We start from the raw sequence: 21,573 nt of genomic DNA, 5'->3' as shown, positions 1-21,573 counted from the left end.
AGGAATGAGATAGTATCTCGGCGGGATGAGCGGATCCGCCCAAGCCGATGACCGGGAGGGTAACATGGCGGGTGACAAATTCGGGGGGCCGCCGAAAGGGACCGGCGATCCTCCCCACAAAAACGACGGCAAGCCAGGTCACAACACAGGCGATCCGAGGCTTTCGAGCCTTGAGCAACGCATTCTGGAAAATGCCATCAGAGGTGCGGTTCCCAAACTCGTCGGGGCCGCTCACAAGGAATTCGTGACGGACCTGCCCGACGAAGGGGTGCCTTCGGACGTCGATTTTCACCTGCACCCGGAACTCGACCCCAAGGCGCGCCAACTCCCGGGAACCGACAAGGCGATCACCTATCGCGGCGCGCTGTCGGCAGCGCTGATCCAGGCAGATCCACGCGGCCATCGCGAAATCATTGAGGAGCTTCAGCGCAGCGACATTCCGATGCATACGCTGGCAATCCACCTTTTTTCGCCCGTCGCGGCCCATTTGGGCCGCCTGTGGTGTCATGACGAAACCGACTTCATCCAGGTCGCTGTGGCATCCACCCGGCTTGGCATGATCGTCAATCACCTCTCCCAGAATCGCAGTCAGACCATTCGCGACCGGCAGAGGTCGCGGCGCGTTCTTCTGGCGCGCACACAGGGCGCCATGCATACAATCGGTGTATCGATCGTCGCCTCCTGTTTCCGGGACATGGGATGGGATGTAGACGGGGGCGCCGATCTCGAACTCGACGACAGCCTCTATATGCGGCTTTCCAACTCGTCCTACGCCTTGCTGGGGATCTCCGTCGGCCGGATCGACGAAGTCGACCAATGTGCCGAGGCTGTCCGTCGCATCCAGTCCAATCGCGCTCTCAGCGCCATGAAGATCGCGCTGGGCGGGCCAGCGGTGATGAAGAATCCATTTGCCTTCCACGCCATCGGCGCGGACATGGTGGCCAAATCTGCACTCGAAGTGATGCATCTCGCTGATCGGATCGGGGCCTGAACCGGAGTTTGGGCCCGCCTTCGCCGTCGCATGCAACAGCCGCGAAAATACGGAGACGCCGGTTTAAGCGTCCGTCGTCTCGATCCGCCGTTCGCTCTCCTGATCGAACAGATGGAGATGACGCGGGTCGAAGGAAAGGCCGATCATCTGCCCGTGGCTCAGAGCCTGGCGTTCACCGACCACCACACTGATTTCTGGCACCGTGGCAGAGGTGATGTAGGTGGTTGACCCAGTACTTTCGACCACCCCGACCGGCAGTCGCACCATCGCCTCTTGATCGGCGACGATGCGCAGGTGTTCGGGGCGCAGACCGACCGTCAGCTTGCCGACCTGGGGAACGGCCCGATCGAGCGCAACGATCTGCGGCATGCCGAGATCAAGCGTCAGGGAGCGTCCGTTCGGGCCCGGCGTTGCGGGTATGAAGTTCATCGCCGGCGAGCCGATGAAGCCCGCCACGAATTTATTGACGGGACGATCATAGAGATCCAGCGGTGCACCCTGCTGCTCGATGACGCCATGACGCATGACCACGACGTGATCGGCCATAGTCATGGCCTCGATCTGGTCATGCGTGACATAGACAGAGGTCGCTCCCAGTCGGTCGTGCAGACTGCGGATCTCCTTGCGCATATGGACCCGCAGGGCGGCATCAAGGTTGGACAGCGGCTCGTCAAAGAGAAAAGCCTTGGGATTGCGGATGATGGCCCGGCTCATGGCCACCCGCTGGCGTTGACCGCCCGACAACTCGCGCGGATAGCGGTGAAGGAGGTTCGACAGTCCCGTCGTTGCCGCGACCTCCTCTGCAGCCCGCTTCGCATCGGCCTTTTTGACGCCGCGGATACGAAGGGAATAGGTGAGGTTCTGCTCAACGGTCATATGAGGGTAAAGCGCATAGGACTGGAAGACCATCGCCAGGTCGCGCTTGCGCGGCGGCACATTGTTCATCCGCTCCCCCGCGATCACCAGATCGCCTGTGGAAATGCTCTCCAATCCCGCCAGCGAGCGCAAAAGAGTGGACTTGCCGCAGCCGGATGGGCCGACCAGGGCCACGAACGACCCCTTCCTGATCTTGAGATCAATATCGCGCAGCGCGTGATAGGCGCCGTAGTATTTGTTGACGCCCGAGAGTTCGATCTGGTGGCTCATTTGAGGGCTCCGGAGGTCAGACCGGAGACGATCCGGCGTTGCAGGAGGACAAAGACGGCGAGGATGGGCGTCACATAGATCGTGGCGAAGGCCATGATGTTGTTCCACTCATTGGTATTTGGTCCCATGAAGGAATTCAGCCCGACACTCGCGGGTTGAAACTCTGCGGCCTGGATGATCGACTTCGAATAGACGAACTCGCCGAAGGCCTGCATGAAAATCAGGATGGCAGATACCAGAATGCCGTTGCGCGCGAGTGGCAGGACGATGTGGAAGAAGGCGCCGACGCGCGAGTTTCCGTCGACGAGCGCCGCCTCCTCCAGCTCCATCGGAACGCTCATGAAGGTGGCGCGCACGAGCACAACGAAGAAGGGCATGCTTTTGGCAGCGATCGCAATGATCACCGCGAGGCGCGGATATTCGAGCATGCCGATCTGGGTAAACCCGACGAAAATCGGCGTGATCATCAAGGATGCCGGAAGAACCTGTAGCATCAGGATCAGAAAGAGTCCGACATCGATCCAGCCGTTGCGGTAGCGGGCGAGCACATAGGCACAGCCCGTGCCAAGCACGGTGATCAGGGTTACGGCCCCGAATGCGATGATCAGTGAATTCCACAGATAGCGCGCCATGTTGCGGCTTTCCCATACATAGGGAAAGGCGGCCCATTGGGGGTCGCTCGGCCAGAAGATCGGCGGGGTGGCAAACATGGCCGAACCGGTCTTCACCGTGGTGATGTACATCCAGTAGAGCGGGAACAGATAGATCGCAGCGAGCACAATCGCGATCGCAAGCATCAGGCGGTTGCGTGCCGTCTCGCTCATCCGCGGATCTCCTGTCGGGTCGAGCGGACGTAGACCACCGAAGCCAGCATGACAAAGACGATCATGATCACGGAGATGGTCGCGCCCCGTGCAAAGTCGTATTGCCGGAAGGACAGGTCCCAGGCCCAGTATTGCGCCACATTCGACGAATTGTTCGGCCCACCCGAGGTGATGGCGGCGAAGAGATCGAACTGCTGCAGAGTGAAGATCAGGCCGAGCGAGACGATCGCTCCAATGGTCGAGCGCATCATCGGCAGCGTGATCGTGAAGAAGCGCTGCCACACATTGGCGCCGTCGAGTTCGGCCGCCTCATAGAGATCCTTCGGGATCCCGGAGAGACCAACCGAGAGCAGGATCATGTTGAAGGACGTGCCGAGCCAGATATTCGCGATGATAACCGCCCAGAGCGAATAATGCGGGTCGGAGCGCCAGAAGATGTTCGACGCGATCAGGCCTGTTTCGCGCAGAAAATAATTGAAGACACCAAAATCACCCGACAGGATCCAGTTCCAGATGGCGCCGACGACAAGGCCTGGCATGACCCAGGAGACGAGAAACAACCCCCGCAACCACGAGGCACCTGGGAAATTCGTCCAGAAGAACAGCGCCAGCCCAAACCCGATGACAAATTGCCCAGCGATCGACGCAACGACAAAAATCGCGGTATTGGCAAAGATCGGCCAGGTCTCGCGTTGGGAAAACAGGGTCACATAGTTTTTGAAACCCACGAAGGGACGAAACAGGGTCCCCAGCGAAAACATGTCCACTTCCTGGAAGCTCATCAGCACGTTGTAGAGAAGTGGCAGGCCGGACATTAAAAGAAGAAAGCCGAGCGGAAAGGCGACGAGGCCGATGTCGAAGCCGCGCCCGTCAATGAGGCTGGATAGGATCTTACGCATCTGTGTCTCCGCACGGGCACTTGCAGCTCCGGTCGGGCCGTCCCCGCGATTGGGGAAACGAGAACGGCCCTCCGGGAGGTTCACCGCGCCGACGACGTGAAGGCATAGAAGCCCACCCCGCCGGCGGATCACTTAGCCGGTCACGGCACTGATCGTCTCAGCCGCCTGATCGAGCGCCTCCTTCGGCGTCATCTGGCCGGTCAGCGCAGCTTGGATCGCGTCCTGGATTGCCTTGGAGATCTTCGGCCATTCCGGATGGGGGCCGCGTGCCTTCGCGTATTGCAGCTGCTCCTGGAAGACCTTCAGCGCGGAATCCTTCTTCGCGTTGCCGGTCGCCGGCAAGGTGATGTCGGAGCGAGCCGGCAACTGGCCGTATTTCTCGAACATCTTGTCATCCTGCGAGGCAAAATATTCGAGCGCCTTGAAGGCTTCGTCTGGATGCTTCGAATTGGCGAAGATCGCCCAGTTGAAATCGCCCATGGCAGAAGACCGTTCGGCGCCGGCTTCCGGCACGGGCAGAAGCGCAACGCGCCAATCGAACTTGGCTTCGTCCGACATGCGGTTCAGTTCCCACGGACCGGAGATCGCCATGGCGGCATTGCCCGAGTTGAAGGTGCCGGTGGAATCCCACTGGCCGCGTGTCAGGCTGTCTGGCGAAGCCAGCTTTTCGTCCATGATGGTTTTCCACGCTTCCAGCGCCTTGACCGCACCGTCGGCATTGATCTTCTCATAACTGCCGCCGCCCATCTGCGCCCAGGGCAGGAACTGGAAGGTCCCCTCCTCGCTCGCTTTCGCTGAGAACGCGAGACCGTAGACGTTCTTCGAGGGATCGGTCAGCTTGCGGGCCGCGTCGATGAGCTCGGCCCAGGTCTGCGGCGGCTTGTCTGGATCGAGCCCCTTCTCCTTGAACATGTCAGCATTGTAGTAGAGCGCAATCGTGTTGGTCGCCTTCGGTACGCCGAAAAGCTTGCCGTCCCAGGTGACGGAATTCAGCGGGCCGGCGAAGTAGTTCTCGGGCTTGATGACCTCGGATTTGGCGATCCGGTCCGTCAGTTCGAGGAAGGCACCGCGCGAGGCAAAAAGTGCGTGGTCGGGATTGTCGATCGCGATGATGTCGGGCGCCTGACCGGTGGAATAGGCGCGCATGGCTTCGCTGACCACGTCATCGAACTGGATCAGGCGGTACTCCACCTTGATGCCGGGCTCTTTCTCGTCGAACTCCTTGGCCAGGTTGAAGGCCGGCTGTTCCGGCTTGTCCAGGCTCCAGATCGTGATGGTGACTTCTTCCTGCGCATGGGCTGCCAGGGCAAGCCCGGATACGGAGGCAAGCGCCAATGCGCCCGCCATTAGGCTCTTCCGAATAGACATGCTCTCCTCCTTGTGTTGGACCATCATTCCGACCGGCTTCCTCCAAGCCTGCCGGCAGTCTTCATTGCGGGTCGATGACGAAGTCTCCACCGCGGCAATTCTTCAGATAGTTCAGGGCGTGGACCTGTCCGGTCATCTCCAGCGCATTGCGGTAGACCGGGTCATGCCACCCTTCGATGTCGATCGATCCGGACCAGCCCGCGAGCCGCAGCTCGGAAATGACATCCGTCCAGTTGGTGTCGCCGAAGCCCGGCGTGCGCATGAAGACAAAGGGGTGCTTGCCGAAAACGCCGTGTTCGCGGATCACGTCCCAGCGGATCGTCGCGTCCTTGCCATGCACGTGGAAGAACTTGTGCGCCCATTTGCGGATCTGCGGGATCGGATCGATCAGATAGACCATCTGGTGGCAGGGTTCCCATTCGAGCCCGATATGCTCGTCCGGCGTCTCGTTGAAGATCAGCTCCCAGGCATCCGGATTGTGGGCGATATTCCAGTCGCCGGTCTGCCAGTTGCCGTCCATGGCGCAGTTTTCGAAGGCGATCTTGACACCCTTGTCGGCGGCTCGTTTGGCCAGTTCGCTCCAGATCTCGCGGTAGCGCGGCAGGCTGTCGGTCAGCGGTTTGTTGCGAATGCGGCCGGTGAAGCCGGCAACGCAGGTCGCTCCGAAATGGTGGGCGTTGTCGATGCAGTCCTTCCATCCCTGCAGGGTCTGAAGGTCCATATCCGTCTCTTCGAGTGGATTGCCGAACATGCCCAATGTCGAGATACTGATATCGCGATCCCCGATCGACTCGACGCAGCGCTTGCCGAGGTCTGCGAGATCCTGGCCATTGGTCGTCTGCCAGAAAAAGGGTTCGAAACTTTCAAAGCCCAGATCGGCGATCTGGCCAATCCGCTCGGCTGCCTTGCCGCCGCTGGCGCTGACCATGGTACCAATACGAATGGATTTTGCGGGATTGCTCACGGGCTCAATGTCCTTCGACTGAAATGCTGACGGGAAGTCCTGTCCGGGCGCTTTCGATCGCACCGAACACCATGGACAGGCTCTTGATGTTGTCGTCGCTAACCGTTTCCGGCCGCCGGCCCGTGTTCACGGCATCGAGGAAATCGACCAGAACGCTGCGATGGCCATGCGTCTGGTCTTCGTCAGGTGCTGCCGGAATGGACAGAACGTGATGCCCCCGCAGCAGGCCCTCATCCTTGCCGGCAACCGTGGCCTCGAAGGAGTCTTCACCGTCCCAGGTCAACATGCCTTTCGAGCCGACCAGCCGCCAGACACTTTCCCAGCTCGTGCGGCGGCCCTCCGCGCACCAGGAGCCTCTGTAGGTGAAGACGGCATCACCCGACAGCTTGAAAATCGCATTGGCCGAAGCCCCGTCCGCATACCAGGAGCCGGACGGGTTGGTCTCGACGCAATAGACGGAGAGAGGCTGCCTGCCTGACACGAAACGGGCCGCATCGAAGGTGTGGATGGCCATATCGAGCAGGAGAACATTGTCCATCGCTTCGCGAAACCCGCCGAAATGCGGACCAATGAAGAAATCGCAATGGATGCCGGTCAACGCGCCGATCAACCCATCTTCGACGGCACGGCGCAGACGGCGGATGCCGGAGATGAAGCGACGGTTCTGGACGACGGCATGGATGCGCCCTGTCTCTGCAGCCAGCGCGAGCAGAGCCTTCGCCTCCTTCATGGAGGCGGCGAGCGGTTTTTCGGACAAGACATGGCAACCGAGCCGCAAGGCGGTCGAAACAACCGCGAAACGGGCTGACGGCACCACGACGTCGAACACGATATCGGCTTCGGTGCGGGTGATAACGGTCGAGAGATCGGCATCAATCACCACGGGACCGAGATCGAATTCAGACGCCAGCGCCTTGGCCACCGGCAGGTCGAGATCGACCAGACCGACGATCTCAACGGCCTGCTGCAGTTCTGGAGTCGACTGCAGCGCGCGCAGCCAACCTCTGGCCATAGCTCCGCACCCGCACAAAACGGCCCGTGTTGTCACTGTCACCCTCCCAAGGGATGCATGGAGCTCCTCCTCCAGTCATCCCGTAAACGTTTACGACACTATGAACGAGACGACGCATGTGTCAATAGAGATTTCGTAAACGATTACGACACGTGTCTTCGGAGGGGATCATGAAGGGCATCCGGCAACTGGCGGAACATCTCGACATCTCCATAGGCACGGTCTCGCGCGCCCTGAATGGCAAGCCCGATGTCAACGAGGAGACCCGCAGGCGCGTGCTCGAGGCGGCAGAAAAACTCGGCTATGTCGCCAACCAGGCCGGCCGTTCGCTCCGCAAGGGCGCGACGGGCATTATCGGATTCATGATCCAGACCGGCCACGACATCACCGGCCAGGGCGACACCTTCTTCATGCGGGTTTTTGACGGCGTGCAGACTGTCTTGGCGCGCCACAAACTCGATCTCGTCGCGCTCCTCTGCTCATCGGAAGAAGATCCGGACGATTATCTGAAACGCATCGTCGCGCGGGGTTTCGCTGATGGCATCATCCTGTCGGCCACTCGTTTTCAGGATCCCCGCTTCGAGTTGTTGAACAGGGCAAAAATCCCCTTCATCACACTGGGACGAAGCCAGACGGATGTCGGTCAACCCTGGTACGATCTCGACTTCGAGGGCATGGCAGAGGATGCCCTGGCCCGTCTGGTTGCCGCTGGCCATCGGCATATAGCCATTAGTCGCCCGCATGGCGATATCAACCTTGGGCATGTCTTCGAGGACCATTGTCGGCTCGTGTTGGCCCGCCACGGGCTGGAGCTTCAGCCCGCGCATGTCTACCGATCAGGGCCGAACGAGCCCGGCGGTTATCAGGTCGCCCAGCAGGTGATGAAATCACGCGAGCGTCCAACCGCGATCATCCTCCTTAACGAAGCGACCGTCGTGGGCTTCTATCGCGGCCTGCAGGAAGCGGGCTTGACGCCTGGTCGGGACATCGCGGTCATCGGCCAGTATAGCCCCCAGGCACAGTTCCTTCATCCGGTGATGACCTGCTTCAGGCCCGATCTCAGGGCCCTAGGCATTGCCCTTGCGGAAAGCCTGCTCGCCACAATGCCCGATTTCGCGCAGCACTATCCCGATGCAACCCGCCGCCGCCTCTGGCCGATGACCTTGATTGAAGGGGAAAGCGGCTGAGCGGGAGCAGGCCTCCCGGCAAGTCCATGAAGGGTTCTCGGCGCACTATACCTTTTTACAAAAAAGGTATAGTTGAGGATGAAACAGGGGCGCTCAACCATGAAACCCATCGATCTCGTTTACCAAACGATGCTTGCCGAACTGGGTCAGAGAGTCCTCGATGCCGCCTGGACGGCAGACTTTCCGCCTGAAGGCCGTTTTCAACGTGTGACAGTCGATGATCGGCAATACTGGTATTTCGACATTCCCGATGGCAAAGGCGGCAAGACGAGACGCTATGTCGGGCCAGCGCTGGATCCGGAAATCTCGATGCGTGCGGAAACGCACAGATTGCAGAAGGACGATCTGCGCGCACGCCGGCGCATGGTCTCTACGTTGACCCGAGAGGGAGGCATGACTGCGCCGGATGCGCTTTCGGGAGACATCGTCGAGACTTTGGCAAGAGGAGGTCTGTTTCGCCTCCGTGGCGTCCTCGTCGGCACGATTGCCTTTCAGACCTATGCCGGTCTGCTCGGCATTAGGCTACCGATGGCCGCTGTTCTTACCGGCGACGCCGACATCGCCCAAGACTATGCCATCAGCCACGAAGTCGAAGACAGTCTTCCGCCTGTGATCGAGCTTCTGCAATCGGTGGATCCAACCTTCCGTCCAATTCCGCATCGTAGCGGACCGACGGCATCATCGGCTTTCCAGACTGCCAGCGGCTATCGGGTGGAGTTTCTGACGTCCCATCGGGGGTCTGACGAACATTCGGGCCGCCCCGCTCGTATGCCCGCCCTCGGCGGAGCAAGTGCCGATCCTCTCCGTTTCCTCGACTTTCTTATTCGTGATCCGGTCCGGACGGTCATGCTACACAAGAACGGCATCGCCGTAACAGTTCCCGATCCTGCGCGTTTTGCCGTCCACAAACTGATCGTCGCAACGCGCCGACGTGCCGACGTGCCGACGGGCAAAACGCCATCAAACGCGACAAGGATATCCGGCAAGCCGCCCTTCTGTTCGAGGCCTTGCAACAGACCCGGCGAACCTCGGATTTGGCGCTGGCTTACACGGAAGCATGGGAACGCGGTGCAGGTTGGCAGGGCGCCATTCGAGCTGGCGCCGCCATGTTGCAGCCCCTCGACCTCGACCGCCTTGTCACCTGCCTCTCGGCAGGCGGCAAGGAAATCGGGGAAGACGTGGTCCTGCCGGTGTGAGTGTCACCCCCTACGCGACGCAATATAGGCGCGCCAGCCGCCGAGATCCGTGACTTCCTGCGCGCCCTTGATGGCATAGGGCTCGCAGAGGAAGCCGGACACTTGGGACCCGTCGTCGAGCGTGACCTTGCCAATGCCGAGCGGTGCGGGGATGTTCTGAACGAAGCGGCCGAAGGCAGAGGGCGTGACCTTCCAGACCTCCACCTCCAGTCCCTTGCCGGCGAAGCCCGGCTCGCGGATCAGGCCCGGCTTGGGCGGCGTGGTATTCGGCAGGACGAACAGGCGGTAGTCGCCGGCCGTGCGGCAGGTCTTCACCAGCTTGCCGCCGGGGCCCGTCAGCTCGTGATTGAGCGGCATGCCGGTCAGATGCGCGCCGACGACCATGATGGTCACAAGGCCATCGTCAGTCTCAGCAACCTTGGAGGCTTCCGGCAGGCTCGCGGTCTTGTCCTTGCCCATGCCTGAGGCACAAGCGCGGTGCATGGCATCGGCAAAGGGGGCCAGGGCATCGTCGGAGAAGGAGGGGCCGAAGAAGGTCACGCCGCTGGGCAGGCCATCCGAGCCGAAGCCGCCGGGCACGGCGATCGCCGCATAGCCGAAGAGATTAGCGAAGTTGGTGTAGCGGCCAAAATGGCTGTTCTTGACGATCGGGTCTGCGAGCATCGCCTCGACCGTATAGGTGGTCGGCGAGGTCGGCAGCATGAGGACGTCGAGCTTCTCCCATTCGACAAGTGCCTTCTGGCGGAGATGGCCGAGCTTGTACTGGCCCTCGAAAGCCGCCACCGCGTCGTACCCCCTGGCGCCCTCGATGATGGTGCGCACCGTCGGATCGAAATCCTCGGCGTTGGTGCCGATGAACTCCTTCACCGCTGCGAGACGTTCGGCGACCCAGGGGCCGTTGTAGAGCAGTTCGGCGGCCTGGCGGAACGGCGCGTAGTCGAAGGGGACGATCACAGCGCCGAGCGATTTTGCCCGCTCGATTGCCTGATCGTAGAGCGCCTCCACCGCCTTGTTTCCGAAGAAGTCGCGCTCGGCGCCGTCGAGCACACCGATGCGCAGGCCTGAAGCCGGTAGGGCGACTGGCGAGGCCTTGCGGGAATAGGGATCACCGGCGTCATAGCCATCCATCACCTTGCGGATCGCAACGCCGTCGCCGACGGTTGCAGCAAAGACCGTGACGACATCGACACTGCGGCAGGCCGGCACGACGCCGACATTCGGCACGAGGCCGGGCGTCGGCTTGATGCCGACGAGGTTGTTGAAGGCGGCGGGCACGCGGCCCGAACCGGCGGTATCGGTGCCAAGCGCAAAGCTTGCGAGACCCGCCGCGACCGTGACCGCCGAACCGGAGGAGGAGCCGCCGGAGACATAAGCCTTGTCGAAGACGGAGCGCGGCGCACCATAGGGGGACCGCGTGCCGTTGAGGCCTGTCGCGAACTGGTCGAGGTTCGTCTTGCCGATGACGAGGGCTCCCGCTGCCTTCAGTCTTGCAACGACCGTGGCGTCCTTCTCCGGCTGGTAGGCAAAGGCCGGGCAGGCTGCGGTGGTCGGCAAGCCCGCCACATCGATATTGTCCTTTACGGCGAAGGGCACGCCCCAGAGCGACAGACTGTTCGGCTCCGGCGCGCGCTCCATCAGGGCCTTTGCAGCTGCCCTCAAATCCTCGTCCGGCGTCTCCGTAATGAAGACCGCCGGATCGTCTGAAGCCTTGCGGCGGGCGATCACCTCCTCGACGAGGTCGAGCGGGGTCAGCCCGCTGGCATAGGCGGCCTTGAGCGAAGCGAGATCAAGAAGAATAGTCGGCAGCATTACAGATCCTCCAAGATGACCAGGACATCGCCGGCCTTGACGTTGCGACCCGGCCCGGCACGCAGATCGCGGACTTTGCCGGCGGCATGGGCGGTGACGGTGATTTCCATTTTCATCGACTCGATGATGGCAAGCGTATCCCCAGCCTGCACGGACTGGCCTTCTTCGACCAGCAATTTCCAGACATTGCCGGGCACGGCACTTTCCACCCCGAAGCAGCCTTCGGGGATATCGCCGCCGAGGCTTGCGCCCGCGCCATCATCCACCTGGAAACTATCGAGCCCCTCGTCCTTCCAGCGCTTCCGCTCCGCCTCGAAGGCCGCCTGCTGTCCCTGCTTGAAGGCGCCGATGCTCTCTGCATTGCGAGCCATCTCCGCCTCGTAGTCGGCATAGGAGAAGGTTCCCTCCTCGATGCGGATCGGATAGCCGCCATGCGGGAAGGCGGCGCGGGCCTCCGTCAGTTCTTCATGGCTCACGGGGAAGAAGCGGATCTGGTCGAAGAAGTCGAGCAGCCAGGGCTTGTCCTTGGCGAAGACATCCGTCTGCCGCCAAGTGTTCCAGACCTGGATCGTGCGGCCGAAGAGCTGATAGCCGCCCGGCCCTTCCATGCCATAGATGCACATATAGGCGCCGCCGATGCCGACGGCGTTTTCCGGCGTCCAGGTGCGGGCCGGATTATACTTCGTCGTCACCAGCCGGTGGCGCGGATCGATGGGGGTGGCAACCGGCGCGCCGAGATAGACATCGCCGAGGCCCATCACGAGATAGGAGGCATTGAAGATCGTGTCCTTCACCGCCTGTTCGTCGGGGAGCCCGTTGATGCGGCGGATGAATTCGATGTTGGAGGGGCACCAGGGCGCGTTCGGGCGCACGAGCTCCTGATACTTGCGCATGGCCAGTTCCGCATCCGGGTCGTTCCAGGAGAGTGGCAGCCAGACGGTCCGGCTCGGCACCTTGACGGCGGAGACCGGAGGGAGGCTCTTCTCGATCTCTGCGAGGGCGCCCAAGAGTTTCGAGCGCGACAGCGTGGTGCTGTCATAATGGATCTGCAGCGAGCGGATGCCAGGCGTCAGATCGATCAGGCCCTGAAGCCTCGCCGCCTTCACCGCCTGCATCAGCAGATGGACGCGCATGCGGATGCCGATATCGAGCTGCATCGGGCCGTATTCAACCAGCAGGTTGTCATCGCCCTGTCGGCGGTAGACGACAGGAACGCTGCCCGCCTCTGTCGCTCCGATCACAGCCGACCCGGCTGTTTCGGATATGCGCTTGACCGTCGGTCCCGCCAGCGGATCGCTTGCGCGGGCCACAGGGTAAAACCGGATCCTGTCCCCCGGCTTGAACTGACCCATCTTCCACTGCTCGTCGCGGGCAATCACCGCCGGGCAGACGAAGCCGCCGAGGCTTGGGCCGTCGGGGCCGAGGATGATCGGCATGTCGCCGGTGAAATCGATGGCGCCGATCGCATAGGCATTGTCATGCAGGTTGGACGGGTGAAGCCCCGCCTCTCCGCCGTCGGTGCGCGCCCATTTGGGGGCCGGACCGATCAGGCGGACACCCGTGCGCGCCGAGTTGAAATGCACCTCGTACGGCGTCGAAAACAGTGTCTCGATGTCTTCCTCGAGGAAAAAGTCGGGCGCGCCATGCGGACCGTAGAGCACGCCGACGGACCAGTCGCGGGTCAGTTCCGCCGGTACCGTTGCCGGCAGGACATCGGTCTGGTTCCGGCGGGCCAGGCGCAAGACATGGCCAGCGCGAAGCGTACCGGTGGCATTGCCGCCGAATTGGCCGAGGCCGAAAGTGGCGCGGGAGCCCATGACCAAGGGGGCATCGAAGCCGCCGGATACCGCCAGATAGGCGCGCTGGCCGGCACCGGTGATGCTGCCGATGGCGAGCGTCTGGCCGGCCTTGACCTGGATCGCCTGATCATGGGGCAGCTCGACGCCGTCGAGCTTCATCGGCATGACCGCGCCGGCGAGCGCGATCACGGTATCGCAGAAGAATTTCAGCACAGGCCCGGAGACGGTGAGCTCCAGGGCCGCCGTATGATCGTGGTTGCCGACCAGCCGGTTGGCATGGCGGAAGGAGCGTTCGTCCATCGGGCCCGAGGGCGGGACGCCGACATGCCAGAGGCCGAGACGGCCCGGCAGTTCCTGCAGGCTCGACTGCGCACCGGGGGCGATCACCTCAACGACATCCGGTACGAATTCGAAATCCTTCAAGGCCGTGGTCGCGACATCGCCGCTCCGGAACAGGTCAGAGGCGGCGATGGCCTTGAGGTATTCGAGGTTGGTCTCGACGCCGGCAAGCAAGGTTTCTTCCAGCGCGGACGAGAGCGCCGCAATGGCCGTATCCCGATCCGAGCCCGACACGATCACCTTGGCGAGCATGGGATCGTAGAAGGGTGTGACCTCGGTTCCCGTTTCCACCCAGCCGTCGACGCGGATGCCATCGGGGAAGACCACTTCCGTCAACAGACCAGCGCTCGGGCGGAAGCCGGCATGGGGCATTTCGGCATAGACGCGCGCCTCGATAGCCGCGCCCCTTGGCACAAGATTTTCCTTGCAAGTCAGCACATCTTCGCCGGCGGCCTGGCGGATCATCCATTCGACCAGGTCCACGCCGAAGACGGCTTCCGTGACCGGATGCTCCACCTGCAGTCGCGTGTTCACCTCGAGAAAATAGAATTCCTCGCGGGCGGGATCATAGATGAATTCAACGGTGCCGGCGGAGGCGTAAGCGACCTGCTGGCCGAGCGACACGGCGGCGGCGTGCAGGCGCTGACGCAGGGCATCGGACAGACCCGGGGCAGGCGTTTCCTCGATGACCTTCTGGTTCCGGCGCTGGAGCGAGCAGTCGCGTTCACCGAGCGCGATCACCCTGCCCTTGCCGTCGCCGAAGATCTGCACCTCGACATGGCGGGCCTTGGAGACGAAGCGCTCAAGATAGACGCGGGCATCGCCGAAGCTGGATTTTGCCGTGCGCTGGACCGTGTCGAAGGCAGCGGCAAGCGCATCCGCGTTGTCGCAGAGCTGCATGCCGATACCGCCGCCGCCGGCTGTCGACTTCAGCATGACCGGATAGCCGATCTGCTCCGCTGCGGAGAGCGCCTCTTCCCGGCTGTCGAGCAGGCCGGAGCCTGGCAAGAGCGGCACGCCGCTCGCCTTGGCCAGTTCACGCGCCGTGTGCTTGAGGCCGAAAGCGGAGATGTTGTCCGCCGTCGGGCCGATGAAGGTGATGCCTTCCGCCTTCAGCCGTTCGGCAAAGCCTATGTTCTCCGAGAGGAAGCCGTAGCCGGGATGAACGGCTTGCGCACCCGTCTGACGGCAGGCGGCAATCACGGCATCGACGTTGAGATAACTTTCGCTGGCGGGTGCGGGGCCGAGGCGCACCGCCTCGTCGGCCATCAGGACGGCCTTCGAAAAGCGGTCGGCATCGGAATAGACCGCAACGCTTGCGATCCCCATCTTCTGAAGCGTCTTGATGACGCGCACGGCGATTTCGCCGCGATTGGCAATCAGAACCTTCTTGAACATCAGGCTGCCTCGTCGTCCCAGACGAGCACCCGGATCGGCGTGGGATCGAAGCCGTTGCAGGGGTTGTTGATCTGCGGGCAATTGGAGATGACGAGCAGCACGTCCATCTCCGCCTTCAGCTCGACATAGTCGCCGGGGGCGGAAATGCCGTCGACGATGGTCATTTCGCCTGAGGGTTCGATCGGCACGTTCATGAAGAAGTTGATGTTCGGCACCACGTCGCGCTTGCTCATGCCATGCTTGGAAACCTCGATGACGAAATTGTCCCGGCAGGCATGCAGGTACTTGGTATAGTGGCCGAAGCGGACCGTGTTGCTCTCGCAGGAGCAGGCGCCGGCAGAGGTATCGTGCCGGCCGCAGCTGTCAGCGGTGACCGTCAGCATCACCCGGCCTTCGTTGGAGATCACCTTGGTGCCGGTCGAGATATAGGCAGCCCCCTGCTCGCGCATGGTGTCCTGGCTCGAATAACGCTCGGAGAAATCATCGGCGTTGTAGAAGAGCGTATCGACGGCCTGCTGGCCATAGGTGTCCTCGATGCGCACCACCTGACCCTTTTTGATGAAGGTCGAGAAGGGCGCTTCGGCAGCGATATAGTAATCCTGCGCGGTGTTCGAGAGCGTGCGGGCGGGAGAGGTCTGGATGAAAGTGGTCATGGTCGCCTCTCCTCTCACAGCGCCGCAAAAGCGTTGTTTTCAAAGCCACGGATGGCTTCTGCAGTCGCGGTCCGGCACAGATCATCCGCCGCCGGCTCGGTGGCGGCGATCCTGAGGATGCTGACGGGATTGGGGGCATAGACCGGGTTTGGATCGAGCGGATGCGGGCAGTTGGAGAAGCCGACGATCATGTCCATCTCGGCCCGCAGATCGACATAGTCGCCCTCGGAAACGAGATCCGGTTTCCATTCGAATTTGCCATCGGCATCGACACGGACGGGTGCGAAAAGGGCAAGCGCTGCCGGAATGTCGCGCTTGTCGAGGCCTGATTTGGTGGCGATCAGCACGAAGTTGTCGCGGGTGTTGCGCAGCGCCGGACCGTTCTGGCCGGCATATTTCTTCGCGTTCGAGGAAGCTGTCGAGCCTCCCATCAGAACGTCGTGGGCGCCGGAGCTATCCTCGGTGATCGAGAACATCACCTTGCCCATGTCGGAGAAGATGACACGCCCCTTTCCAAGCCCGGTGGTCCACTGCACCTTGACGGTATCAGGCAGGTTCATGCGCTCGGTCGGGTCCTCGGCATTCCAGGCGACGACCGAAACGGTCGACAAACCTTCGTCGAGCGCGATGCGCAGCGTCTCGTCGGCCTTGACGCGGGTCCACCAGTACCAGCCGCCGGGCAGCTTTTCCTGGTGCACGATCTTGTCGGCAGCGATTGCGGGTGCAGGTTTTGCGCTCTTGCCCGGAAGCGCCTTCGGCGCGAATTCCAGCCCCTTCTTCTGATGCTCCTCGTAACGCGCCCGGTTGGCGGCGATCTCTTCGGGGGAACGTCGGATATGCATTGTCATCTCCAGTGGTTTCGTTGGCCGGGTCGTCCCGGCTATTGACCCTTTGAAGAGACCGGGCCGTCCCGGTCGGGGCGAATGAGGGAGGCCTCGCCCGCCTTGCGGGGCGGCCAGATGGCGATGTCACGGGTGATCGTCGCACCGTAGCGCAGCTTTTCCTCCGGGCGGTCGCGCGGACGTTCGAAGGCAACGACGCGGGTCGCAAGCGTGAAGGCCTCGCGCATGTCATGGGTAACCATGACCACGGTCATCGGCGCCTCGTGCCAGAGCGTCTTCATCAGCGTATGGATCTCCGCGCGGATCCCAGGATCGAGCGCGCCGAAGGGTTCGTCGAGCAGCAGCACCTTTGGCCGCATGATCAGCGCCTGGGCGAGCGCCAGCCGCTGCTGCATGCCGCCGGATAGCTGGGCCGGATACTTGTCCTCGGAGCCGGCAAGCCCGACCGCCGCGATCATGGCGCGGGCCTCGTCCTCAACCTGTCTCTTCGCGGCGCCGAACAGGCGGATGGCGAAGCGGGAGGCCTTCAGCTCCTTGCCGAGCATGACATTGCCCAGCACGGTCAGATGCGGGAAGACCGAGTAGCGCTGGAAGACGACGCCGCGGTCCGGGCCCGGCTCCTTCGGTAGGGCCAGACCGTCGAGCAGGATCTCACCCTTGGTCTGGCGCTCCTGACCGAGCAGCAGGCGCAGGAAGGTGGACTTGCCGCAACCGGAAGGGCCGACCAACGCGACGAAGGCTCTGGATTCGATCTCGATCGAGACATTCTCCAGCACGATCTGGTCGCCATATTCCTTCCAGAGGTTTTTGATCGACAGCGCGCTCATTTGCCCTTCTCCAGTTCGGACCAGGGGAAGACCGCGATTCGCAGGCGATCGAGCAGGATGTCGGTGAGGATCGCGAGAAGCGTGATCCAGAGCACATAGGGGAAGATGACGTCCATCGAGAGATAGCGGCGGACGAGGAAGATGCGGTAGCCGAGGCCGCTGTCGGAGGAGATCGCTTCGGCGGCGATCAGAAAGAGCCAGGCGGGGCCAAGTTGCAGCCGAAGCGTGGTGATCAGGCGGGGCAGGATCTGCGGCAGCACCACACGCAATGCGATCTGCCACGAGGAGGCCGACAGGGTCTCCGCCTTCACAATCATCTCGCGCGGCAGGGATGTCGCCGTCAGGGCCAGATCGCGGATCATGATTGGTGCAACACCGATGACGATCAGCGCAATCTTCGACGCCTCACCGAGGCCCATGACGATGAAAAGAATCGGCAGGAGCGCCAGCGGCGGTACCATGGAGATGGCGCCGACGAAGGGAGACAGAGTTGCCCGCGCATAGGGCAGGATGCCGATGACGAGGCCGAGCAGAAGTGCGATCGCTGTGGCAATCCCCAGCCCGACGGAGAGCCGCCAGAGGCTCGCCCAGGTGTCGGACCAGAGAAGATATTCGCCAGTTCGCACATCCGGCGTGAACGCCATCCGATTGATCCCGTCCCACAGGGCCGCGAAACCGGGCAGCAGCTTGTCGTTCGGGTTGTCAGCCAGCCGTTCGGCCGAGCCGATCATGTAGGCGCCGAGCACCAGCACGAAGGGCAAGAGCACGAGCGTCAGGCGCGCGCCATTTCCGGGATGAGCATTGATCCAGCGCATCGACCACTCCAGGAGTTCAGGGAGGCAGGCGCCGCCCGGAGGACATCATCCTCCGGGCAGCGATCATGGCCTCAGAGCGCACCCTTGGCGGCAGCGTCCATGTAGGTGGTGGTGAAGCGGAACTTGACGTTCTCCTTGTCACCGAGAACAGACCCATCCGGCATCTCGATACCGATGACGTCTGCAGAGGGAGCGCCACTCCCGAGAAGGCCCTTTTCGAAAAGGAAGTTGCGAACGAGGTCCGTGGTCTTCGGAAGTTCCGGGGACGCTGTGAAGGCCACGGCATCGGCCGGCTTATCGAAGAGCTTGGTGGCGGCCATCTGTGCCTCGAAGCCGGCGAGGTCTGTTCCCGATGCCGCACCCATCGCGGTGCGGGCTGCCTTGCCCTCTTCGGTATCGGCGGTCATGACGGCCATGGTGTCGTACCAGATGCCAGCCAGCGCCTTGCCGAAGTCCGGATTGTCCTTCAGCACATCGGTATTGGCGACCATCAGGTCGATGATCTCGCCCGGGATCTGCGAGCTGTCGAAGACCTTTTTCGCGGAGGCGTCTCCCAGGATCGTTGAGACCAGCGGGTTCCAGGTCACGACAGCGGTCACGTCAGGCGTCTGATAGGCTGCGACCATGTCAGCATCCGAGGTGTTGACCACCTTCACATCCCGCTCGGAGGAACCGATGCTCTCGAGCGCGCGGGCCAGCAGATAGTGGGAGACCGAGAACTCGACGAGGTTGACGTTCTGGCCCTTCACATCCTCCAGCTTGTCCTTACCCTTAAGGATGAGGGCGTCGTTGCCATTCGAGAAGTCGCCGACGATGACGGCGGTCGTGTCGACGCCACCAGCGGCCGGGATCGAGAGGCCATCCATGTTGGTGAGGGTCACCGCGTCGAAGGCTCCGGCGGTATACTGGTTCATCGATTCCACGTAGTCGTTGAACTGCGTGACCTCGATGTTGATGCCGTATTTGTCGGCCCACTTCTTCACGATGCCAGTGTCATTGGCATAGCCCCAGGGCATCCAGCCGACATAGATCGACCAGGCGACCTTGAAGTCCTTCTTCGGCGCCGCTTCGGCCGGTGTCATCTGGCTGAGGGCGAGCGCGCCGGCGAGTGCGGTGATGGACAGGAGTGTCTTGACAGTCTGCATGTAGAAATTCCCCTTTTGCATCTTCAAAAAGGGATCGGCATGGACCATCGCTCCGCCAATCCCTTGGCTTACGAGGTCTCCCGGGCTTTTGTCCCGCCGTGCACCCGATGGGATGTCTCTCCATCGGGAGCCGCTCTCGGACCAGCCACGCCTGATGGCGCCGGAACCCTAGCGGCTAACTCGACTGGGAAAATGCAAATGGCGTGCCAAATGTAAAAAACGGACAAATGGGCAGCGCTGCCGCCAGCATGCGCGTATTGGTGCATACATTTGGAGCAAAACTGCCCGGAAAATGGGCGTCGGCATTACCTAAAGGGTTTGTGCTGACCGCCGGCACGGTCATGACCTTATCTTTGCGCTGCGACCATAGGCGAGCAGCATGCCGATGATCACTGCGCCGTAGATGATCTGTCGGCCGGCCTCGGGCATCTGCATGATGGACAGCACCGAGTTCAATAGGACAATCAACACCACGCCAACAAGCGTGCCGGTGTAGCGACCCTGTCCGCCGAGAATGCGCGTCCCGCCCAAGACGACCGCTGCGATCGCCGGCAGGAGATAAGGCATCCCCATGCCCTGATAGGCCTTGGCCGAATACCCGGCCAGAAGCACGCCGGCGACCGCTGCGCAGAGGCCGGAGATCATGAAGGCACCGACGATGATACGGCGGGTGCGAATGCCGGACAGATAGGCCGCGCCTTCCCGGTTGCCTGTTGCATAGATCGAGCGTCCGAAGCTCGTGCGGGTCAGGATACCGGCGATGCAAATCGAAACGGAGGCCCAGACGAAAATTGCCACCGGAATGCCCAGAATGTGGTCGGCCGCGAGAAAGCGCATCAACGGCGTCGCCTGATCCTGGGGCGCGAATCCGCCCGTATGGGCAACCATGAGGCCACGCAGGACCGAATCGACGCCGAGTGTGAAGATCATCGAGGGAATGCGCAGATAGGCCACCCCCAACCCGTTGACGAGACCGACCATCAGCCCGACTGCGAGGCCGGTTGGCAGGGCCATATCTCCCCCGACGCTTGCCGCCATCATGGCAGAGGCGGTCAACGTCCAGGGAACAGAAAGGTCGATATGCCCGAGCAGAATGACCATCATCATCCCTGCGGCGACGATGCCGAGGAACGACCCGGTCTGCAATTGCTGCAACAGGTAATTGGGCGACAGAAGCGGCGCCGTGCCCTGCACACTCAGCGTGTAGCCCGTACCGATCAGCAGGATCACCAGAATAAAGAGCGACGAGATGACGATCGGTCTGTTTTCGGGGCGAATGTTGAAAAAGAAATTGGTCATCCCATCACCTAACGAAAGAGGTCCAGGTTGTTCTTGACCCGCAGCGTGCGGAGCGCCCCCAGACTGACGGCAGCAAGAAGCACGACCCCTTCGATCAGCGGCTGCAGGAGCGGATCAATGGAAACGATGCGGAAATAGAAGGAAATGACACGCAGGATGCAGGCACCGACCAGCGAGGCTATGGCACCGCCGACGCCCCCCAGCAGCGATGTACCGCCAAGCACGACGGCGGCGATGGAATTGAGCGTGTAAGCACCGGCCTGCATAACATCAGCATTGCCGGATGAGGTTTGGACTGCGAGATAAAGCCCACCGCAAGCGGCAAAGAAGCCTGCGAGAGCAAAGGCAGCAATCTTGGCCCGGTTGATCGGCAGGCCGGACATGTAGGCCGCCCCCTCCGCCGAGCCGATGGCATAGACAGTCCGCCCGGTGACGGACTTGCGAAACGGTATCCACACGAGGCAGGCCATCGAAATCAGCAAGACGAATGGCGTTGGTATCCATCCGAAGGGGACAAACCATGCAGCGTCCGGATCAAACAGCTGATAGGTGTCGACCAGGTCCCAGAGACTGTTGGTGACTGCCCAGTTCAAGTCGGGATCGATCTCGCCGCCGGGTTTGGGACGGATGAAAAGGGCGAGCCCGATGGCAACGGCGCCGGTCGCCAGCGTCACGATGATCGGCTGCAGCCGACCATAGACGACGATGACACCGTTCATCAAACCGAAGGCCGTGCCGGCGAGCAGCGTGGTGGCCACGCCGAAGAGGATTTCGGCGGGCGACCCGTTGACCAGTTCGGATGCAATGCAGGCGGTCAGCGTCATCACCGCACCGACGCTCAGATCCAAACCGCCAAGAAGGACGGGCACGGTCTGCGCCATGGCGAGAAACGCAATGGCGACGGTTTCGTTGGCATTCTGAACCAGCACGGCCGATGAAAATCCGCGCGGATGAAGACCATGATAGATCAGATAAATGACCAGCAGCAACGCAAGCGCGCCGTAGAAGGCACGGTTTTGGCGGAAGCTGACAGCAAGGGTCCTTGCGACATTTCCCATGG

At 61.9% G+C, this 21,573-nt stretch carries 18 protein-coding genes, 1 pseudogene and 1 riboswitch; of the genes and pseudogenes, 3 read left to right on the top strand and 16 right to left on the bottom strand.

Annotation, left to right across the window (positions count from 1 at the left end; genetic code table 11):
* The first annotated feature begins 64 nt into the window (after nucleotides 1-64).
* A complete protein-coding gene (locus tag ACT53S_RS20955; protein WP_476068419.1) occupies nucleotides 65-991 on the top strand; it encodes a cobalamin B12-binding domain-containing protein in 927 nt (308 codons plus the stop codon).
* Nucleotides 992-1,054: 63 nt separating this feature from the next.
* On the opposite strand, the gene ACT53S_RS20950 is transcribed toward ACT53S_RS20955, so the two are convergent.
* From ACT53S_RS20950 to ACT53S_RS20925, 6 genes are all read right to left on the bottom strand, one after another.
* Nucleotides 1,055-2,137, bottom strand: coding sequence for an ABC transporter ATP-binding protein (locus ACT53S_RS20950; protein WP_476068418.1), 1,083 nt, complete (start codon nucleotides 2,135-2,137; stop codon nucleotides 1,055-1,057).
* Complete coding sequence (locus ACT53S_RS20945; RefSeq protein WP_476068417.1) at nucleotides 2,134-2,961, bottom strand: carbohydrate ABC transporter permease; 828 nt, start codon at nucleotides 2,959-2,961, stop codon at nucleotides 2,134-2,136. Before ACT53S_RS20945 ends, ACT53S_RS20950 begins: the two co-directional genes overlap by 4 nt.
* Nucleotides 2,958-3,860 (bottom strand): carbohydrate ABC transporter permease, encoded by a 903-nt coding sequence (locus ACT53S_RS20940; RefSeq protein WP_113376854.1) that lies wholly within the window; start codon nucleotides 3,858-3,860, stop codon nucleotides 2,958-2,960. Before ACT53S_RS20940 ends, ACT53S_RS20945 begins: the two co-directional genes overlap by 4 nt.
* 132 nt (nucleotides 3,861-3,992) lie before the next feature.
* Nucleotides 3,993-5,228 (bottom strand): ABC transporter substrate-binding protein, encoded by a 1,236-nt coding sequence (locus tag ACT53S_RS20935; RefSeq protein ID WP_476068416.1) that lies wholly within the window; start codon nucleotides 5,226-5,228, stop codon nucleotides 3,993-3,995.
* A gap of 61 nt (nucleotides 5,229-5,289) precedes the next feature.
* Nucleotides 5,290-6,192, bottom strand: coding sequence for a sugar phosphate isomerase/epimerase family protein (locus ACT53S_RS20930; RefSeq protein ID WP_142073438.1), 903 nt, complete (start codon nucleotides 6,190-6,192; stop codon nucleotides 5,290-5,292).
* A gap of 4 nt (nucleotides 6,193-6,196) precedes the next feature.
* Nucleotides 6,197-7,240 carry a Gfo/Idh/MocA family protein gene (locus tag ACT53S_RS20925; protein ID WP_476068415.1) on the bottom strand — a complete coding sequence of 348 codons (1,044 nt, stop codon included), beginning with the start codon at nucleotides 7,238-7,240 and terminating at the stop codon, nucleotides 6,197-6,199.
* Nucleotides 7,241-7,374: 134 nt separating this feature from the next.
* On the opposite strand from ACT53S_RS20925, the gene ACT53S_RS20920 reads away from it, so the two are divergent.
* Together ACT53S_RS20920 and ACT53S_RS20915 are read left to right on the top strand one after the other, a co-directional pair.
* Nucleotides 7,375-8,391, top strand: coding sequence for a LacI family DNA-binding transcriptional regulator (locus ACT53S_RS20920; RefSeq protein ID WP_113376857.1), 1,017 nt, complete (start codon nucleotides 7,375-7,377; stop codon nucleotides 8,389-8,391).
* Between the two features lie 99 nt (nucleotides 8,392-8,490).
* Complete coding sequence (locus ACT53S_RS20915) at nucleotides 8,491-9,615, top strand: nucleotidyltransferase family protein (protein WP_476068414.1); 1,125 nt, start codon at nucleotides 8,491-8,493, stop codon at nucleotides 9,613-9,615.
* On the opposite strand, the gene atzF is transcribed toward ACT53S_RS20915, so the two are convergent.
* From atzF to ACT53S_RS20865, 10 genes and pseudogenes are all read right to left on the bottom strand, one after another.
* Nucleotides 9,591-11,396: an allophanate hydrolase gene (atzF, locus tag ACT53S_RS20910; RefSeq protein ID WP_476068413.1), complete on the bottom strand. Its 1,806-nt coding sequence runs from the start codon at nucleotides 11,394-11,396 to the stop codon at nucleotides 9,591-9,593. The two genes, ACT53S_RS20915 and atzF, sit on opposite strands and share 25 nt — an antisense overlap.
* Nucleotides 11,396-14,932: an urea carboxylase gene (gene uca, locus ACT53S_RS20905; RefSeq protein WP_476068412.1), complete on the bottom strand. Its 3,537-nt coding sequence runs from the start codon at nucleotides 14,930-14,932 to the stop codon at nucleotides 11,396-11,398. Before uca ends, atzF begins: the two co-directional genes overlap by 1 nt.
* On the bottom strand, nucleotides 14,932-15,585 hold the full coding sequence (locus ACT53S_RS20900; protein WP_476068411.1) for an urea amidolyase associated protein UAAP2: 654 nt from the start codon (nucleotides 15,583-15,585) through the stop codon (nucleotides 14,932-14,934). The genes uca and ACT53S_RS20900 overlap by 1 nt, the downstream gene beginning before the upstream one ends.
* Nucleotides 15,586-15,599: 14 nt before the next feature.
* On the bottom strand, nucleotides 15,600-16,427 hold the full coding sequence (locus ACT53S_RS20895) for an urea amidolyase associated protein UAAP1 (protein WP_476068410.1): 828 nt from the start codon (nucleotides 16,425-16,427) through the stop codon (nucleotides 15,600-15,602).
* Between the two features lie 4 nt (nucleotides 16,428-16,431).
* A pseudogene (locus ACT53S_RS20890) lies at nucleotides 16,432-17,254 on the bottom strand (ABC transporter ATP-binding protein); the annotation flags it as partial.
* Nucleotides 17,251-18,069: an ABC transporter permease gene (locus tag ACT53S_RS20885; RefSeq protein WP_476068409.1), complete on the bottom strand. Its 819-nt coding sequence runs from the start codon at nucleotides 18,067-18,069 to the stop codon at nucleotides 17,251-17,253. The gene ACT53S_RS20885 and the pseudogene ACT53S_RS20890, both read right to left, overlap by 4 nt.
* Nucleotides 18,070-18,140: 71 nt before the next feature.
* Nucleotides 18,141-19,214, bottom strand: a complete 1,074-nt coding sequence (locus ACT53S_RS20880; RefSeq protein WP_476068408.1) for a putative urea ABC transporter substrate-binding protein — start codon at nucleotides 19,212-19,214, stop codon at nucleotides 18,141-18,143.
* Nucleotides 19,215-19,289: 75 nt separating this feature from the next.
* A riboswitch (guanidine-I (ykkC/yxkD leader) is annotated at nucleotides 19,290-19,397 on the bottom strand.
* On the bottom strand, nucleotides 19,390-19,557 hold the full coding sequence (locus tag ACT53S_RS20875; RefSeq protein ID WP_476068407.1) for a hypothetical protein: 168 nt from the start codon (nucleotides 19,555-19,557) through the stop codon (nucleotides 19,390-19,392). It overlaps the preceding riboswitch by 8 nt.
* Entirely contained in the window at nucleotides 19,554-20,513 is a 960-nt protein-coding gene (locus ACT53S_RS20870; protein WP_476068406.1) for an ABC transporter permease, read from the bottom strand. The genes ACT53S_RS20875 and ACT53S_RS20870 overlap by 4 nt, the downstream gene beginning before the upstream one ends.
* 8 nt (nucleotides 20,514-20,521) lie before the next feature.
* Nucleotides 20,522-21,571, bottom strand: coding sequence for an ABC transporter permease (locus ACT53S_RS20865; RefSeq protein ID WP_476068405.1), 1,050 nt, complete (start codon nucleotides 21,569-21,571; stop codon nucleotides 20,522-20,524).
* Between the last annotated feature and the right edge of the window lie 2 nt (nucleotides 21,572-21,573).

The sequence above is a fragment of the Allorhizobium sp. DMC15 genome, from assembly GCF_056314065.1.
This window is presented reverse-complemented; position numbering and strand designations above follow the sequence as displayed.

Bases quoted from the DNA above. Each gene is read 5' to 3' on its own strand.
- ACT53S_RS20955 (WP_476068419.1), top strand. From the start codon at position 65: ATGGCGGGTGACAAATTCGGGGGGCCGCCGAAAGGGACCGGCGATCCT.
- ACT53S_RS20950 (WP_476068418.1), bottom strand. From the start codon at position 2,137: ATGAGCCACCAGATCGAACTCTCGGGCGTCAACAAATACTACGGCGCC.
- ACT53S_RS20945 (WP_476068417.1), bottom strand. From the start codon at position 2,961: ATGAGCGAGACGGCACGCAACCGCCTGATGCTTGCGATCGCGATTGTG.
- ACT53S_RS20940 (WP_113376854.1), bottom strand. From the start codon at position 3,860: ATGCGTAAGATCCTATCCAGCCTCATTGACGGGCGCGGCTTCGACATC.
- ACT53S_RS20935 (WP_476068416.1), bottom strand. From the start codon at position 5,228: ATGTCTATTCGGAAGAGCCTAATGGCGGGCGCATTGGCGCTTGCCTCC.
- ACT53S_RS20920 (WP_113376857.1), top strand. From the start codon at position 7,375: ATGAAGGGCATCCGGCAACTGGCGGAACATCTCGACATCTCCATAGGC.
- ACT53S_RS20915 (WP_476068414.1), top strand. From the start codon at position 8,491: ATGAAACCCATCGATCTCGTTTACCAAACGATGCTTGCCGAACTGGGT.
- atzF (WP_476068413.1), bottom strand. From the start codon at position 11,396: ATGCTGCCGACTATTCTTCTTGATCTCGCTTCGCTCAAGGCCGCCTAT.
- uca (WP_476068412.1), bottom strand. From the start codon at position 14,932: ATGTTCAAGAAGGTTCTGATTGCCAATCGCGGCGAAATCGCCGTGCGC.
- ACT53S_RS20900 (WP_476068411.1), bottom strand. From the start codon at position 15,585: ATGACCACTTTCATCCAGACCTCTCCCGCCCGCACGCTCTCGAACACC.
- ACT53S_RS20895 (WP_476068410.1), bottom strand. From the start codon at position 16,427: ATGCATATCCGACGTTCCCCCGAAGAGATCGCCGCCAACCGGGCGCGT.
- ACT53S_RS20885 (WP_476068409.1), bottom strand. From the start codon at position 18,069: ATGCGCTGGATCAATGCTCATCCCGGAAATGGCGCGCGCCTGACGCTC.
- ACT53S_RS20880 (WP_476068408.1), bottom strand. From the start codon at position 19,214: ATGCAGACTGTCAAGACACTCCTGTCCATCACCGCACTCGCCGGCGCG.
- ACT53S_RS20875 (WP_476068407.1), bottom strand. From the start codon at position 19,557: ATGACCGTGCCGGCGGTCAGCACAAACCCTTTAGGTAATGCCGACGCC.
- ACT53S_RS20870 (WP_476068406.1), bottom strand. From the start codon at position 20,513: ATGACCAATTTCTTTTTCAACATTCGCCCCGAAAACAGACCGATCGTC.
- ACT53S_RS20865 (WP_476068405.1), bottom strand. From the start codon at position 21,571: ATGGGAAATGTCGCAAGGACCCTTGCTGTCAGCTTCCGCCAAAACCGT.